General features: G+C 75.1%; 17 protein-coding genes. 6 read left to right on the top strand and 11 right to left on the bottom strand.

The window, feature by feature from the left end; genetic code table 11:
- Positions 1–138: 138 nt before the first annotated feature.
- Both IAG43_RS00545 and IAG43_RS00540 read right to left on the bottom strand, forming a co-directional pair.
- The gene (locus IAG43_RS00545) at positions 139–672 is read right to left on the bottom strand and encodes a GNAT family N-acetyltransferase (protein ID WP_187738762.1); all 534 of its coding nucleotides are present in this window, start codon (positions 670–672) and stop codon (positions 139–141) included.
- A 67-nt stretch (positions 673–739) separates the two neighbouring features.
- Entirely contained in the window at positions 740–1,336 is a 597-nt protein-coding gene (locus tag IAG43_RS00540; protein ID WP_187738761.1) for a MarR family winged helix-turn-helix transcriptional regulator, read from the bottom strand.
- A 39-nt stretch (positions 1,337–1,375) separates the two neighbouring features.
- Here IAG43_RS00540 and IAG43_RS00535 point away from each other — a divergent pair, with 39 nt between their 5' ends.
- The gene (locus tag IAG43_RS00535) at positions 1,376–2,302 is read left to right on the top strand and encodes a DMT family transporter (protein WP_187738760.1); all 927 of its coding nucleotides are present in this window, start codon (positions 1,376–1,378) and stop codon (positions 2,300–2,302) included.
- Between the two features lie 81 nt (positions 2,303–2,383).
- Here the strand turns inward: IAG43_RS00535 and IAG43_RS00530 are convergent, their stop codons facing one another.
- On the bottom strand, positions 2,384–3,103 hold the full coding sequence (locus IAG43_RS00530) for an ABC transporter permease (protein WP_187738759.1): 720 nt from the start codon (positions 3,101–3,103) through the stop codon (positions 2,384–2,386).
- Between the two features lie 112 nt (positions 3,104–3,215).
- On the bottom strand, positions 3,216–4,103 hold the full coding sequence (locus IAG43_RS00525; RefSeq protein WP_187738758.1) for an ABC transporter ATP-binding protein: 888 nt from the start codon (positions 4,101–4,103) through the stop codon (positions 3,216–3,218).
- A 272-nt stretch (positions 4,104–4,375) separates the two neighbouring features.
- Here IAG43_RS00525 and IAG43_RS00520 point away from each other — a divergent pair, with 272 nt between their 5' ends.
- Positions 4,376–5,542 carry a sensor histidine kinase gene (locus tag IAG43_RS00520; protein WP_223005882.1) on the top strand — a complete coding sequence of 389 codons (1,167 nt, stop codon included), beginning with the start codon at positions 4,376–4,378 and terminating at the stop codon, positions 5,540–5,542.
- Positions 5,539–6,141 (top strand): response regulator transcription factor, encoded by a 603-nt coding sequence (locus IAG43_RS00515; protein WP_187738757.1) that lies wholly within the window; start codon positions 5,539–5,541, stop codon positions 6,139–6,141. The genes IAG43_RS00520 and IAG43_RS00515 overlap by 4 nt, the downstream gene beginning before the upstream one ends.
- Before the next feature lie 60 nt (positions 6,142–6,201).
- Here the strand turns inward: IAG43_RS00515 and IAG43_RS00510 are convergent, their stop codons facing one another.
- The 5 genes from IAG43_RS00510 to IAG43_RS00490 all read right to left on the bottom strand — a co-directional run bounded on the left by IAG43_RS00510 (position 6,202) and on the right by IAG43_RS00490 (position 10,339).
- Entirely contained in the window at positions 6,202–6,669 is a 468-nt protein-coding gene (locus IAG43_RS00510; protein WP_187738756.1) for a S26 family signal peptidase, read from the bottom strand.
- Complete coding sequence (locus IAG43_RS00505; RefSeq protein WP_246574007.1) at positions 6,666–8,741, bottom strand: ATP-binding cassette domain-containing protein; 2,076 nt, start codon at positions 8,739–8,741, stop codon at positions 6,666–6,668. Before IAG43_RS00505 ends, IAG43_RS00510 begins: the two co-directional genes overlap by 4 nt.
- 8 nt (positions 8,742–8,749) lie before the next feature.
- Positions 8,750–9,355 carry a TlpA family protein disulfide reductase gene (locus IAG43_RS34305; RefSeq protein WP_246574006.1) on the bottom strand — a complete coding sequence of 202 codons (606 nt, stop codon included), beginning with the start codon at positions 9,353–9,355 and terminating at the stop codon, positions 8,750–8,752.
- A gap of 144 nt (positions 9,356–9,499) precedes the next feature.
- Entirely contained in the window at positions 9,500–10,027 is a 528-nt protein-coding gene (locus IAG43_RS00495) for a MauE/DoxX family redox-associated membrane protein (protein WP_187738755.1), read from the bottom strand.
- Positions 10,028–10,138: 111 nt separating this feature from the next.
- Positions 10,139–10,339 (bottom strand): hypothetical protein, encoded by a 201-nt coding sequence (locus IAG43_RS00490; RefSeq protein ID WP_187738754.1) that lies wholly within the window; start codon positions 10,337–10,339, stop codon positions 10,139–10,141.
- Positions 10,340–10,729: 390 nt separating this feature from the next.
- On the opposite strand from IAG43_RS00490, the gene IAG43_RS00485 reads away from it, so the two are divergent.
- On the top strand, positions 10,730–11,419 hold the full coding sequence (locus IAG43_RS00485; RefSeq protein WP_187738753.1) for a DUF4230 domain-containing protein: 690 nt from the start codon (positions 10,730–10,732) through the stop codon (positions 11,417–11,419).
- A 273-nt stretch (positions 11,420–11,692) separates the two neighbouring features.
- On the opposite strand, the gene IAG43_RS00480 is transcribed toward IAG43_RS00485, so the two are convergent.
- Positions 11,693–13,114, bottom strand: coding sequence for a phosphatase PAP2 family protein (locus IAG43_RS00480; protein ID WP_246574002.1), 1,422 nt, complete (start codon positions 13,112–13,114; stop codon positions 11,693–11,695).
- Positions 13,115–13,358: 244 nt separating this feature from the next.
- Positions 13,359–13,532 carry a hypothetical protein gene (locus IAG43_RS00475; RefSeq protein ID WP_187738752.1) on the bottom strand — a complete coding sequence of 58 codons (174 nt, stop codon included), beginning with the start codon at positions 13,530–13,532 and terminating at the stop codon, positions 13,359–13,361.
- A 200-nt stretch (positions 13,533–13,732) separates the two neighbouring features.
- On the opposite strand from IAG43_RS00475, the gene IAG43_RS00470 reads away from it, so the two are divergent.
- A complete protein-coding gene (locus IAG43_RS00470) occupies positions 13,733–14,284 on the top strand; it encodes a SigE family RNA polymerase sigma factor (protein WP_187738751.1) in 552 nt (183 codons plus the stop codon).
- Positions 14,281–15,621, top strand: coding sequence for an outer membrane protein assembly factor BamB family protein (locus tag IAG43_RS00465; RefSeq protein WP_187738750.1), 1,341 nt, complete (start codon positions 14,281–14,283; stop codon positions 15,619–15,621). Before IAG43_RS00470 ends, IAG43_RS00465 begins: the two co-directional genes overlap by 4 nt.
- Positions 15,622–15,631 lie beyond the last annotated feature (10 nt).

The following is a 15,631-nucleotide window of genomic DNA, read 5'->3' as shown; positions in this document are numbered from 1 at the left end:
GCTCCGTCCGCCCGGAGGGCGGGGCCCGCGGCGCCTGGTGCGTGCGGTCGCAGGGCGGAGGATCGTCCTCGTACCGGGCGGTTTCGGATGACTCCGGCGACGCGGCGGGGGTGTGTGCCAGGCGTCGCGGGACGACCCTCAGGCGCCCGGTGTGATCCGGTACACCACCTGCGGACGCAGCGGGCCTTCGGGCGCGGACGGGTCGTCGAATCCCGCGGCGGGGTCCCGCACCATGCCGATGCGGTCCATCACCGCCTGCGAGCGGAGGTTGCCGGCCGCCGTCACGGCGAGGACCTCGGGCAGCCGCAGGGGGCCGAAGGCGTGGGCGAGCACGGCCCGTGCGGCTTCCGTCGCGCAGCCCATGCCCCACATGTGGCGGGCGAGCCGCCACCCGATCTCCACGCCGGTCAGCGGCGTGTCCTCGTCGACGTCGTCCAGCCCGGCGAAGCCCGCGAAGGCGCCGGTGGCCCGTACCTCCACGGCCCACCACCCGTAGCCCCGCCGCGCGAAGTCGGCGCGGAACCGTGCCACGGACGCGTCGCTCTGCTCCCGGGTGAGCGGCTCCCCGAGGAACTCGCGCACCTCCGGGTCGGCGTTCATCGCCGCCCAGGGCGCGAGGTCGGCGTCGCGCCAGGGGCGCAGGACGAGGCGTGGGGTGCGCAGTTCGGTCATGCGGCCCAGCAGACGTGACCGCGTGCGCCGGTGGCAACCGGGTTTCGGCGTCCCCGCCCCGGCGCGGTCATCCCGTGTGCGGAGGCGGGGGAGGGTCCATGCGGCCGAGCCAGGTGGTGAGCAGCGTCTCCAGGGCGGCCGCCTCGGAGGCGGACAGGAGGTCCAGCAGGCGGCGCTCGTTGCGCATGTGGTCGGTGAAGGCCCGGTCGACGAGTTCCCGGCCGGGGCGGGTGAGGGCGACGATCCGGGCGCGCCGGTCGTCGCCGGAGCGCCGGCGGGTGACCAGTCCGGAGCGCTCCAGGCGGTCGATCCGCTTCGTCATCGCCCCGGTGGTGACCATGGTGTGCGCGGCCAGTTCGCCGGGTGCCCGTTCGTAGGGGTGCCCCGCGCGGCGCAGCGCGCACAGGACGTCGAACTCGCCCTCGCCGAGGCCGTAGCGGTCGTAGACGAGCCGGAGCTCGCCGGTGAGGCGGTCGGCGAGGCGGTGCAGCCGGCCGATGACCGCCTGCGGGGCGACGTCGAGGTCCGGTCGCTCGCGCCGCCACTCGGCCTGGATGCGGGCCACGCGGTCGGCGGGGTGCGCGGCGGGCGAGTCGGCAGAGTGCTCGGAGGGGGTGCCGGAGGGGTGGTGCGCGAAGGGCGGCGAGGCGTCCGGGGAGTCCATGAGGTGATTGTATCTTCCGGGGAAGCTATATTGTCTTCCATGGAAGGTAATGCGCGGTGGGTCGCCGTGACGGCCGTCGCCCCCGTGGCCTGGGGCGCCAACTACTACGTGACGCACGAGTACCTGCCCGCGGACCACCCGCTGTACGGAGCGGCACTGCGGGCACTGCCGGCCGGCCTCCTCCTGCTCCTCCTGTGCCGCCGGCTGCCCCGGGGGGTGTGGTGGTGGCGCTCCGCGGTGCTCGGACTCCTGAACGTCGGCGCCTTCTTCGTCCTCGTCTACGCCGCGTCGCAGCTGCTCCCGGTGAGTGTCGCCGCCACCGTGATGGCGGCCTCGCCGCCCGTGATGATGCTGATGGCCTGGGCCCTGGTGTCCGAGCGCCCCGGCGCCGCCCACCTCGCCGGCGCGGCGGCCGGGCTCGTCGGGGTGGGTCTGATGGTGCTCGCGCCGGGCGGGGGAGCGGACCCGGCCGGTGTCCTCGCCTCGGTGGCCGCCATGGCGGTCTCGTCGTTCGGCTACGTCCTCGCCAAGCGGTGGAGCGGCGACGCCGACGTCCTGGCCTCGACCGCCTGGCAGCTGACCGCGGGCGGACTGGTCCTGCTGCCGCTCGCCGTCGCGCTGGAGGGACGCCCGCCCGCACTCGGCGCCTCCGCGCTCCTGGCGTTCGCCTTCGTGGCGCTCGTGGCGACGGCGCTCGCCTTCGTCGCCTGGTTCGCCGGGCTGCGGCATCTGCCCGCCGGCACGGTCGGTCTCGTCGGCCTGCTCAACCCCGTGACGGGGGTGCTCCTCGGCACGGTCGTGGCGGGGGAGCGGCCGGCCGCCGCGCAGCTGTGCGGGCTCGCCCTCGTCCTGCTGGCCGTCGTCCTCGGCCGGCCCGCTCCCGGGCGCGCCCGTACGCCGGACGCCGCCCCCGGCGAGGCGCTGACCGCCCGGGTGCGGCCGCCGCCCGCCGACCGCCACGGGTGAGGGCCCGGAGCGCCGTGCAGCGGGTGACGCGTGGCCGCCCGCCCGCCGGACCCCCGGCGGCCGGTCCGCGCACGGCCGGCGTCAGCGCCGCGGCTCCCAGCGGAACAGCCGTACCGCCAGGGCCGCCGCCACGACGACCCAGGCGAGCGTCGGGGCCAGCAGGACCAGGGATCGGGCCGGCCCGGTGCCGCCCTCCCAGGCGCCGACCACGAGCTCGGTGGCCGCACCGCCGGGCAGCAGCCGCTTGAGCAGGGTGAGGTCCCCGGTCCCGGCGATCCCCACCCAGGTCGCCACCGCGATGGTGCCGACGCTGACCGGCAGCGTCGTCACCTGGGCGTGCTCGGGGGAGTTCGTCAGCCCCGCCGTGGCCAGCCCGAGTCCGAGCATCATGGCCACCGTCGCCGCGATCGCCGCCACCAGCAGCGGCACGTCCGCCGGGGCGCCCGTCACCGCCGCCAGCACGACCAGGATCACGGTCACCTGGATCAGCGCCAGGACGGTGACCGGCAGCACCAGGCCCAGCAGAATCGCCGCGTCGCCCGCCGGCGTGGAGCGCAGGCGCTTGAGGAAGAGCGTCTGCCGGCGCGAGGCCAGCGTGGCCACCGTGGTGGTGTAGAGGCCGAACGCGCCCACCGTGCACACCACCACCGCGGCGATGTAGCCCAGGCCCGCGAGGTCCGCGAAGACCTCGTGCCGGTAGATGAAGAACGCGCACGGAACGACGGGTACGAGAAAGCCGGACAGCAGCACGGTCCGGTTCCGGAGGATCTGGATCAGTTCGCTGAACGCGATGGCGAGCATGGTGAGGAGCCTCGTTCCAGGGGGGCGGGACGGCGGGCGGTCGGGACGGCGGGTGGTCGGGACAGTGGGCCGGTGGGACGGCGGGCCGGTGGGCCGGTGGGCCGGCGGCCGTCTACCGGTCGTCGAGGGCGCGGAAGACGTCGTCGAGCCCGGTGGGCCCCGCTTCCAGCCCCCGGAGTTCCACGGCGTGGGCGCGCGCCCACCCGAGCAGCGTGTACAGGTCCGCCTCCAGGTCGAACGTCTCGACCACGACCGAGCCGTCGTCCCGGCGCACGGCCGGCACGGGCGGACGCGGCGCGGTGTCCGCCAGGGTGAACCGGATGACCGCCGGCAGGGTCCGCGTCAGCTCGTGCACGGTGCCCTCCCGCTTCAGCACGCCCTCGTGCATCAGCCCGATGCGGTCGGCACGCTGCTGGGCCTCCTCCAGGTAGTGCGTGGTGAGCACGACGGTCGCCCCGTCCTCGCGCAGCCTGTCCACCGCTGCCCACAGGGCGTCCCGGGACCGGATGTCCAGACCGGTCGTCGGCTCGTCGAGGAACACCAGCTCCGGCGTGCCGTACACGGCGGTCGCGAAGTCCAGGCGGCGCTTCTCGCCGCCGGAGAGCTGGGAGGCCCGGGTGCCGGCCTTGTGCGTCAGCCCGGCCACCCCGAGCACGCGCGGCACACTGTCCGAACGGCGGCTGAGCGTGCCGAAGAGCCGGACGGACTCCTCCACCGTCAGATCCGGGGAGAAGCCGCTCTCCTGCAGCATCACACCGATCCGGTGCCGGACCGCGCGCCGGTTCCGGGGATCGTGCCCGAAGACGCGCACCCGTCCCGAGTCCGCCGCGCGGTGCCCCTCGACGATCTCCAGGGTGGAGGTCTTGCCCGCCCCGTTCGTGCCCAGCAGCGCGTAGAGCTCCCCGCGCTCCACGCGGAACGAGAGGTCCCGCACGGCGTGGAACGTGCCGTAGCTCAGACGGAGACCGTCGACGTCGATGACAGGTGCGGTGGATGACATGGTGCCGATCAGACCAGCCGCCGGCCCCGGCCGTCAGTGCGGCCGCGTCACCACCCGGCCGTGACAATCCGCAGGTCCCGCCCATGACGTGGCGTCACTGGTGGCATCCCGGGACGGGACCAATACTGGACGGCGGACACCGCCGCCCAGCCCGGAGACCCCATGGACACCGCACCACCGCGCGGCGCACGGACGGCCGCCGCGGCCCGCGCCCCGCACGCCGCCACCGGACCGCACCGCACCCCGCGACGTCCCGCGGCCGGACGCCGGTGGTGAGGCGGCCCCGGGAGCGGGGAGCCGGGCCGCCCGAGCACTCCGCGGAGACCCGCGACCGGCTGCGCAGGCTCAACCTGGTCATGCTCCTCCCGCCGCTCGCCGCCACCGGGGCCGCCTGTGTGGCGCTGGACGCCGAGACCTGGCCGCAGGCCGCCGTGCTGAGCGCGGGTGTGGCGGCCGCCCTGGTGGCGTTCGTCCGGTGGGCGGCGGGCCGTGTCCTCGGCGTCGCCGTCCCGTGCCTGGTGGTGGCCGCGGCGGTGTGGGTGTTCGGTGTGGTGGAGGGGTGCGGCACCGCCTTCTACGGCATCGCGGTCGTGGGCCCCCACGTCGTCTCCCGGCTGCCGCGCCGTCGCGGCGCCGCGGCCGTCGCCCTGGTGTCGTTCGTCGCCCTGACGGGCCTGGCCCGCCTGTTGATCACCCGGGACGACCTCCCCGCCGAACTCGTCTCCTACGTCATCGTCCCCGCGGGCGTCACCGCCGTCGTGACCGGTCTGATGTTCCCCAACCAGCGGTTCTACGGCCTCGTCGCCGAACTGGAGCGGTCCCGCGAACGGGAGGCGGAGCTGGCCGTCATCCGCGAACGGGTCCGCTTCGCGGGCGACCTCCACGACATCCAGGGGCACACCCTGCACGTGGTCAGGCTGAAGGCCGCCCTCGCCCGGAAGCTGGTGCACACCGACGCCGAGCGCGCCGAGCAGGAACTGCGCGAGATCCAGTCCCTGGTCGGCGACACCATCGCCCGGACGAAGGAGCTCGCGAACGCACAGCGCCGGCTCAACCTCTCCGCCGAGCTGGAGAACGCGAAGAACCTCTTCGAGGCCGCGGGCATCCGGGTGCGCGTCACCCGGGCAGCGGACGTCGACGCCAGGACCGGTGAACAGCTCGGCCAGGTGCTCCGCGAGACGACGACCAACATCCTGCGGCACGCCGAGGCCACCTCGGTGCGCATCGAGCTGACCGCCACCGGGATCACCATCGCCAACGACGGCGCGCGCCCGGGCCCGCTGCCCGGACTCAGAGGGCTCTCCGCCCTCCGCAGCCGCCTCGCGGACGACGGCGGCGAACTCACCGTCGAGCAGGACGACGGCTGGTTCCTGACGGCCGCGCGGTTCCCGGCAGCGGGCGACGGAACCCGCGGCACGACCGAGGAGGGCGACCGGTGACCACGGTGGTACTCGCCGACGACGAGGTCCTGCTGCGCAAGGCACTGGCGGCGCTGCTGCCCCTGGAGGGCGAGATCACCGTGCTCGCCGAGGCCGCGGACGGGGCGGCGGCGATCGAGGCCACCCTGCGCCACGAACCCGACGTGCTCGTCATCGACCTGGAGATGCCCGGCGTGGACGGACTCGGCGCCGTCGCGGAGATCCGCCGCGCACGGCCCGGCCAGGTGATCCTCATGCTGACGCGCCACGCCCGGCCCGGTGTGCTCCGCAAGGCGCTGAGACTCGGAGTCCAGGGCTTCGTCAGCAAGTCGGCGGAACCCGCGCACATCACCTCCGTCATCGCCGCCCTGCACGACGGCAAGCGGTGGATCGACCCCGACGTGTCCGCCCGCGCCGTCATCGACGACTGCCCGCTCACCGAACGGGAGACGGACGTCCTGCGGGTGACCGCCGAGGGCTACTCGGTCGCCGAGATCGCGGCCCGCCTCCACCTCGCGGAGGGGACGGTGCGCAACTACCTCTCCCACGCCATGCAGAAGACGCAGACCCGTACCCGGCACGAGGCGGCGCGCTACGCGCGGGAGCACGACTGGCTCTGACCCGCCCCCGCCCCGCAGGGGACCGCCGGCGCCGGCGGCCCCGCCCGCGTGCCGCCGGCGTCAGGCGCCGCGCGGCGCGCGCCCCGCGGCCGGACGCGGCGGGCCGGTGCGGCCGATCCGGGCGACCATCACCCCGGCGACGCTGCCCGACGGCACCGCTCCCCAGACACGCGAATCGGTGCTGACGGCCGGGTTGTCGCCGAGCACCACCAGATGCCCCGCGGGGACGACCCCGGTACCCGTCCCGGGCGGCACGGGCTCCCCGGGACGCGCGGCCACCCGCTTGACGAGCAGCCCCCCGGGTCCGGCCCCGGGGATGCGGTCGGCGCGGAGCACGACGACCCGGCCGCCGCGGGGCCGCCGGGCGGAGGGCCCGCGCCGCAGTACCAGGATGCGGTCCCCGGGTGCGAGGGCCGGGTACATGCTGGCGCCGTGCACGGTGACGGCGACCAGCGTCCGCCGCGCCGTGCCCAGCAGCGCGGCGACGAGCGCCGCGACGGCGCAGAGGGTGACCACGGCTGGAGTCATCGGTGGGGGTGTCCTTCCGCTCGGCCCGGTACGGTCGCCGGCTCCGGTACGGCCACGGGCTCCGGTGTGGTCACCGGCTCGGGCACGCCCACCGGTTCCGCCCCGGACTTCATGTCCGGCGGTCCCTCCGGTTCCGCCACGGCTTCCGCGCCCGCCACGTCCTTCCGCTCCGGCGCCGTCCGCCCGCCGTCGCCGGGCGTCCCGCCGGCCCCCTCGGGTGCGGCGTACCCCGCCGACTGGAGCCGGAAGAGCCGCGCGTACGTCCCGTCGAGGGCGATGAGTTCGTCGTGCGTTCCGCTCTCCGTGATGCGCCCCTCCCCGAGGACGACGATCCGGTCGGCGTCACGGACGGTGCTGAGCCGGTGGGAGATGACCAGGACGGTCGCCTCGGCGCGGAGCGTCCGCAGACTGTCGTGGATCTCCTGCTCCGCCGCGGCGTCCAGCCCGGAACTCGGTTCGTCGAGGATCATCAGGTCGGCGTCGCGGCGCATGAACGCGCGTGCCACGGCCACCCGCTGCCATTCGCCGCCGGAGAGCAGCTCCCCGACCGCCGCCCCGGCCGCCCCCGCGGACGCGAAGATGCGGCTGAGCAGCGTGCCGTAGCCCTGGCCGAGACGGGAGAGCCGCGGATGCACACCGGCGGCGGCCGCCGCCTCGGCCACCAGGTCCTCACGTCCGGCGTCCCCGACGCGGCCGATGCCGATGTTCTCGCCGGCCGTCAGGTCGTACCGGCCGTAGTCCTGGAAGACCGCGGCGACCCGCTCGCGCAGTTCGGCCGGGTCGAAGTCGCGCAGGTCGGCGCCGTCCCACAGGATCCGGCCGCGCGTCGGTTCGTACAGCCGGCAGAGCAGCTTCACCAGGGTGCTCTTGCCGGTGCCGTTGACGCCCACGAGCGCGGTCACCTCACCCGCCCCGAGGCTCAGGTCGACACCGCGCAGGATCCACGGCGATCCGGGCGAGTACCGGAACCAGACGTCGCGCAGTTCGAGACGGCCGGCGAGCGCGGGCACCGGACGCGGCCGCTCGGCCAGCTCCAGGTCCGGCGGCACGTCGCGCAGGGTGCGGAAGTAGGTGAAGGTCAGCGCCGCCTGGTAGGCCGTCGCCGTGGTGGAGGCGAGCTGGGCGACGCCCCGCTGGATCCCGGCCGTCGCGGTGACGAACACGGACAGGTCGCCGACGGTGAGTTCACCGCGCCCGGCGGCGCGCACGGCCCACAGCAGCCCCGCGCCGAAGACGGCCGCACCGAGCAGCAGGTCGGGGACGCGTTCGCGCAGATTGCGCAGGTCGGTGCCGCGCTCGGCCCGCACCACCGTACGCAGCTCGGCCGCCGCCCGGTCGGTGAAGTAGCGCTGGAGGTTGAAGAGCCGGACCTCCTTCAGCGTGTCGGTGTCCGACAGGAGGCTGCCGTAGAACATCTCGCGGCGGCTGTTGCCCATCGTGTCGCGGAGCACCTCGGCCCGCCGCCGGCCGGCCGCCAGCTGGGTGCGGAGCGCGGGCACGGCCAGCAGCACCGTCACCGCGCCGAGCACCGGGTTGATCACGAAGACGGTGATCAGGAACCCGGCGAGCAGCACCGCGGCCTGGAGGCCGCTGACGACCGAACCGACCAGCAGGTCCGGTGCGTTGCCGGCGGCCTGCTGGGCGAGACGCAGCCGGTCCTGGAACGCGGGGTCCTCGAAGTGCCGCATGCCGGGGAGGCGGTTGACCCCGTCGAGCATCTCGCCCTGCACCCGCACCCGGAGCGCGCGGGTGCTCTCGCCGCGCAGGAACTCGGATGCGGGGGTGGTCAGCTGGGTGCCGAGCGTCGCCGCCACGAGCAGCAGCGCGACGGGCGTCAGCGAACCGCCGCCGGGCGTGGTCAGCCGGTCCAGGAGGCTGCTCACCAGCAGGGCCGCCGCGGTGGGGAGCAGGCCGGCGACGACACTGACCGTCACGTAGGCGGCGACGACCGCCGGCCCGGCCCGCCAGGCCAGGGCGAAGGCCGCTGCCGCGGAGCGCAGGGCTTCCCCGGTGCGGCGGTGCGCGGCGCCGCCGGGCTCGGTGTCCACAGTGCCGCCGGGCTGCGTGTCCACGGCGGTGCTCAGACGGTCTGCGGCGCGGGCTGCGGCTCCGCGCCGGAGAACAGGTCGGCGGCCGCGTCGCGGTTGACGATCCGGCCGTCCTCCCCGACCTCCACGTAGCTGGGCCACCGCACGATGCCGAACGCCTCGGAGGCCAGGACGACTCCGGGCCGCAGGGTCGGGTCGTTGGCTTCGTCGGCCTCGACCACGACGCGGGCGACCGGGGCGAGGAGTTCCGCGAGGTCGTCGGCGATCGGGCCGGACCCTTTGACGACGGCGAGGACGCGGTCGCGCCCGCCGGGCACCGTGGCGGCGATCCGGGCGAAGCCGGGGGCCTGTTCGCGGCACGGTCGGCAGGTCGTGGAGAAGAAGCCGACGGCGGCGGGCCCGGTCAGGCCGGTCTCGTCGAGGGCGCCGTCGTGACGGGTCGCCACCCGGAACGCGGGGGAGGGGGAGCCATCGGCGAGCCGGTTCTCCGGAACGGTGACGGCAGGGTCCCCCGCGGGCCCGCCGTGGCCGCCGTGACCGCCGTCGGCGATGCGGCGTGCGAGCGCCAGGAGCAGGAGGAGGTTGAGCACGCCGACGGCGGCGTTGACGAAGACGACGACGGTGGTGGTGACGGACAACGGTGCCTCACTTCCGTGCGCTTGACGGCGGCCGGACGGCCGCCGGGGCCGGCACGGGGCTGTGCCGGTGGTGCCTGGACGGTTCGGGGGCGGCTCGGCGGGCACGGCCCGCGGACGGCTCCGGACCGCACGGCCCCGGTGGTGTCAGGAGGGGCGGGCGAAGAGGCCGGCCAGGGTGTCGGTGGAGATCAGCAGCACGCCGGTGACGGCCGCGACCAGCGCCGCGGCGAACGCGGCCTGCGGCTCGGGCGGCAGCGGGGCGCCCGCTACCGCCGACGCCGCGACCGTGCCGAGTCCGCAGACGGCCAGGAGCACGCCGTTGCGCACCAGGTGCGCCGGACCCACCGGGGTCCGGGACGCTCCGAAGCAGGCGCACGAGACGTCCTCGTCCCGCCGGATCAGGACGACGAGCACGACGGTGAAGGCCGCGACCAGGGCCGCGGCTCCGGCGAACGCGACGGCCCCCGCCGTGCCGGGCAGCCAGACCAGCACGGCCGCGGCCGTCTCCGCGGCGACCACGGCCGCGGCCACGGCGCCGGTGAGGCGGCGGGGCACGATGCCGAGCTCCGCGACGGTCCTGCCGAGGCCGCCGGGCGCCCGCAGCTTGCCCGTGACCGAGGCCACCAGGGTCAGGGCCAGCGTGCACCGGGCGCCGAAGAGCAGGTATTCCATGTCTCCCGTCCTGTCTGTCCCGTGCGGCTGCCGGCCCCGTGCGGGGCCGGCGGTGCCGGGTCCCGGCGGCGGACGCGTCCGCCGCCGGGACCCGGTGGTACGGCCGGTCCGTCAGCAGGCCCCGTAGACCACGGTGACCGTGCAGGTCGGCGCGGCGGCGCAGTTCCAGGAGCAGCAGAAGCGGGTGTACAGGTTCTCGCCCGAACACCAGCTGGAGCTGCCTGCCGGGCAGGCGCACGCGGCGGCTGCGGTCTCCTGGGGCAGAACCCGCGCGAAGGCGCGGCCGGCGAGGGCGGACAGACTCTTGACCATGAAGTTCCTCCGATTGCGTGGAATGACGAATACGGCGGTGCGGGAGCTCCCTTGATCGTGCGCGGCACAACGTAACGACGGCGCTCGAGAAACGTCTAGACCAATACCCGCTCCGGGTGGCGGCGGCGTGCGGCGGTTCGCCCGGGCCGCCGCAGGTCGCGGGCGAAGCGCCGCAGGTGGGCCGGGAGCGTCGGTGAAATTGGTCTAGTCCATATGGTGAAACGGCTGAGGCCCCTGGTGTGCGGCGGCGGGCCCTCCCGCAGCTGCCGGCCGCTACCGCACGCCCCTGCCGCCCCTTCCGCCCCGCAGGTTCTGACCGCCGCCCAACCCGCCCTCGCGGCAGGGGAGTCGGCTCCGCCTGAACCGTGCCGGCGGGGGCATCCGCACATCATGACGAAGCTTCAGCGCAAGAGTGACGGCCCCGCTGCGGCGCCCGCCGTCGTCCGTGGAGCCCGGCGCACGGTCGCGGTCGTCGTGGCGGCGGTCCTGTGCCTGGCCCTGGTGGTCACCCTGCTCATCGGGTTCAACCCCCTCGGCGGCCTGGGCGACCTGTTCGAGGAGCGGACCGAGGACCGGACCGGCCCCGTCCTGCTGAAATCCGTCCGCGACCTCGACCGCTACGAGGGCGCCGCCGGAGACTTCCAGGTCGTCGTCGACCTGGAGAAGGACACCCGCTACCTGCCGGACGCCATCAGGGGCACCCGCACCCTCTTCGTCGGTGCCGGCAGCGTCTCGGCCTACGTCGACTTCGGCTCGCTCCGCGAGGACAGCGTCCGCGTGAACGAGGACCGCACCGAGGCCACCGTGCGCCTGCCGCACGCACGGCTGGGGTCCGCTTCCCTCGACCCCGACCGCTCCTACGCGGTCTCCAAGGAGCGCGGACTGCTGGACCGGCTCGGCGACCTGTTCTCCGACAACCCGGCCGACGAACGCGCGGTCCACCGCCTCGCCGCCGACCACATCGACAAGGCCGCCAAGGAGAGCGGCCTGACCTCGCGTGCGGAGAAGAACACCACGGCCATGCTGGAGGGCCTGCTGGGCTCGCTCGGCTTCCGCTCGGTGACCGTCGTCTACGGCTGAAGCGGCGCGGGGCGCCGGGGCGCCGTCACGGCGCCGGTCCACCGGCGGGCACCGGCGACCGGAAGGCACACCGGGGGAGTCCCGGGGCACGCGGGCGTCGGCCCGACGCGGGGCCGCGGTCCGCGAAGACGCCGCCCGCGGCCCCCGGGGCGGCGGCTCGACCGCCCGCCCCGCAGGCGCGCCGTGAACGTCCGCCGCCCGCGCGCCGTCCCCCGCGCAGCGGTGGGCCGGGACCGGAGGCATGCCTTCGGTCCCGGCCCACCGCTGCGCGCGTCAGACCGCCCCCGCCTCCCGGCCTTCGGCCCCGGCGTCGGACGCCGCCCCCGCAGCCGCCTGCCGCATCGGCACCATGGCGGCGGAGGGCCGCGCGGCGCCCTCCGCCGGGGCCGCGGGGAGTGCCTCGGCCGCCGCCCCCGCGCGCTGAACCGGAATGCGCGCGGCGGCCGTTTCCCGGTCCCACTGCCGCGTGACACGGGTGTAGTCGTACACGACGAGCAGTGTGGCCAGCACGAGCAGCGGACCGGACACCCACGGGTGGGCGGCCATTTCCATGCTGAGGAAGCGGAACGCGAGGAGGAAGGCCGCGAAAACGGCGCTGCCGACGGCGACGAGCCGGACGGCCCGCCGGTCCCAGCCCCGGTCGAGGGCGCGCAGCGCGGCTTCGATCGTGAGCGTGAACACCACGCCCCCGATGATGTCCACGCCGTAGTGGTAACCGAAGCCGAGGGTGGCCGCGAGTGTGGTGACGAGCCACAGCGAGCCGGCGAGCCGCAGCGCCCACGGTCCCTTGCGGGAGTGGATGAAGATGGCGGTCGCCCAGGCGGTGTGGAGGCTGGGCATGCAGTTGCGCGGTGTGATCCCGTCGAACGGCATCGCCTGCGGTGTGACGACCGCCGGCGGGGTGTCGGGCCACAGGTGGGCGACGGCCCACTGCCCGCCCTCGGCGCCGTAGGCGTAGACCGGCCCGACCACCGGGAAGATCATGTAGACGGCCGGCCCGATCAGGCCGATGACCAGGAACGTGCGGACCAGGTGGTGGCCGGGGAAACGCCGCTCGGTCCCCGCGTTCCGCAGCTGGTAGAGCGCCACCACGACCGCGGCCACGCCCAGCTGCACGTACACCCAGTCGAGCACATGGGCGCCGACAGGGCCGGTGGCGCCGACGAGACGGCCCGCGAGCCAGGACGGGCTGCCCAGCGCGTGGTCGGCGGCCGCCAGGTAGGGGTCGAGGACGGTCGGATGGGCTTTCGCCGTGATCAGCAGCCAGGTGTCACCGGCCTTGCGGCCGGCCACCAGAAGCAGTCCGAGGCCGACGGCCTTCAGCAGCAGGACCCGGTCGTGCCCGGACCGCCAGGCGACCGCGATCACCGCATGGGCCAGCAGCACCCACAACGCCCCTGTGCCCGCCATCACGGGGGCGTCGAGAGCCCACCGCACCAGCCACAGCACGAGGTCGATCGCCGCCGCGGCGCCGAACGCCACGAAACGGCGCCGCCGGTCGAGCACCACGGTCATCAGCGCCAGGCCGGCATAGAGCAACGGCCCCGACTTCGGGGCGAAGAACACCTCGCGCACCTGATTGGTGATCGGCCCCCGCACGCCGTAGTGCCGCGCGGCGATCTCCAGCGCCACCAGGAACGCCAGACCGACCACGCCGAGCCCGGTCCACAACAGGACCCGCGGACGACGCCACACGGCGGCATCGCCGCCGGCTGTTCGCGAGGGACCCCGCGAGACCTTGGATATCAATTTCTCAACCGTTGTGAAGGAATTCCGCCGACATTCGCATGCTCTCCATGAGCTCGAACATGTTAACGGAGCCCATGTGTCCCTCTACGCGCTCGCGCGGGAACGGGACTCCACCGGGCGGGCGGCCCTTCACGGCGACCGCCGCCCGCCCGGTGACCCGGTACGGACGGCGGTCTCACCCCGCGTCGTCTCAGCGGCGGCGTCCGGAGCGCCACGACGTCCCCACCCCCGCCACGTGGAGCGCCAGGAGCATCAGCCCCAGCAGCATGATGTTGCCCGACGAGAACACGTCGTTCGTGCCGAGATCGGCGGCGTTGATGAGGAAGGAGATGAAGAACAGAACGGCGGCGGCTATGCCCAGCATGGTGTGACTCCTCTGTGCGCGGGGACGGAACGCTTCGGTGCAACGGTGCGTGTGCCCCCGGAATCCGCGCCCAGACCCGCCGGACGGAATACGGCGTCCGGCACGCCCCGACGCGAGGGGCGGACGGGAGGATCCCGGCCGCAGGCATAGACCGGCCCGGTCGCGCGCGTCCTTGTGGTCATGAGGGAACGGGAGGGCCCATGGACCCGCAGGACCACGAGAGATTCCGGGAGTTCGTCGACGACAGGTGGAGCGCCCTGCTGCGCCTGGCGAACCTGCTCACCGGCGGTGACCGCCACGAGGCCGAGGACCTCGTGCAGAGCGCGCTGATGAAGACGCTGGGCCGCTGGCGCCACGTCGACGACCCGGAGGGCTATGTGCGCACGGTGATGTACCGCCATCAGGTCAGCCGCTGGCGGCTGCGGCGGCCGCACCGGGAGCCGGCGCTCGGCACGCCGCCGGACCGCGCGGCCCCCGCCGACGCCGCTGCGGACGCCGTCCTGAGGCTCACGGTGCGCCAGGCCCTCGCCCGGCTGACGCCGCGCCAGCGCACGATGCTCGTCCTGCGCTACTTCGAGGACCTGTCCGAGTCCGAGGTGGCGAAGCTGCTGGGCTGCTCGGTGGGCACCGTGCGCAGCACCACCCACCGATCGCTGGCCCGGCTGCGCGTCCTCGCTCCGGAACTGGGCACCCCCGCACGCCCCACCCCCGCCGCAACGGGCGGCAGCCGGCCGAGAGGAGCCCGCGCATGAACGCCGACCGACTGGAGAACGAGGTCCGGGGAGCTCTGCGGACGTGGGCCCCCGGGGACTCCGGTCCGCCACCGGGCATCGCGGACCGCATCGTGCGACGCCGCCGGCGGCGCACGCGCCTGCGCGCCGCGGGGGCGGCCCTTGCCCTCACCGGCGTCGCCCTCGGCACGACGCTGGTCACCGGCGCGGCCGGCGACGACGCTCCGCCGGCGTTCCGTGTGAGCGAGGAGAGCGACCTGCTGTGGCGGACCACGCTGCCCGGGATCTCCTGGGACGCCTGCACCACCGGGCCCGGCGCCGTCTTCTGCCGGGGCGCGCTGCACGACGCCGTCGGGATCGACGCCCGCACGGGCGACCTCCAGTGGCAGCGGCGGGCAGTGCCCGCCGGCAGCAGCAGTTCACCCGCCGGGGCCCTGCCCGGCGTCCGCGACGGGATTCTGTACACCTATGCCGACCACTCGCCCGGCGCGCCTGCACCGGGTACCGACCTCGTCGCCCTCGGCACGGACGGCCGGCAGGTGCTGTGGCGGCACGAACTGGCCGACGACAGCAGGGACCGGGCCTCCGCCGTGCTGTTCGACGGCGGCATCCTCGCAGGCGGTCCCGGCGCGCGGAGCGTGACCGCGCTGGAGCCGAGGACGGGGCGGACGCTGTGGACCCACTCGTGGGACGGTGCCGACTGCGACCGTGCCGCGATCGGCGGCGTCCCGCACCTGATGTGCTCGCCCGACGAAGGGTCGCCGGCGCGTGGCAGCACGGTCGTCCGGCTGGATCCGGCGACTGGCGCGCCACGGACGGTCGCGAGCGTGGCGGGCCCGACGACCTGGATCGGCACCGACCGGGACGCCGTCCTCCTCGGAGCCGGAGAGCTCGCAGGCGGCGCGGAACCCACCGAACTGGTCCGTGTCGACCTCCGCACCGGAGCGGTGGCACGGCACCCCGTCGACGGCCTCCCCGCGGGGGTCGTCGCGGACGGAATCGTCCTCGCGTCCGGAGCGAACGGCCGTGCCGTGGCGTACGCGGCCGGCGACGGCCGGCGCCTGTGGTCCCGCGAACTGGGCCTGGACCTGCGGGCGGAGCCGGGCGACCCGACGGCGCGCGAGCACGCCTCCGCGGCGGCCGTGGACCTCCGGGAACGGGTGGCCTACTACCTGGGTCCGAACGGACGGCTCACCGGGCTCGACCTCGACAGCGGTGCCGTGCGCTGGCGTGCCAGGGTGCAGGTGTCCACAGAGCCGGTGGCGGGCGGGACCGCCCCGGAACTCATGCTCCGGGACGGCTCCCTCATCGGCCTGGCCGGCGGCGAGCTCTTCCGGATCCGTCCCGTGCTGCACTGACCAGGGGCGC

Origin of the sequence: Streptomyces genisteinicus (assembly GCF_014489615.1) — a bacterium.
In the GTDB taxonomy this organism is placed as follows: Bacteria; Actinomycetota; Actinomycetes; order Streptomycetales; family Streptomycetaceae; genus Streptomyces; species Streptomyces genisteinicus.
This window is presented reverse-complemented; position numbering and strand designations above follow the sequence as displayed.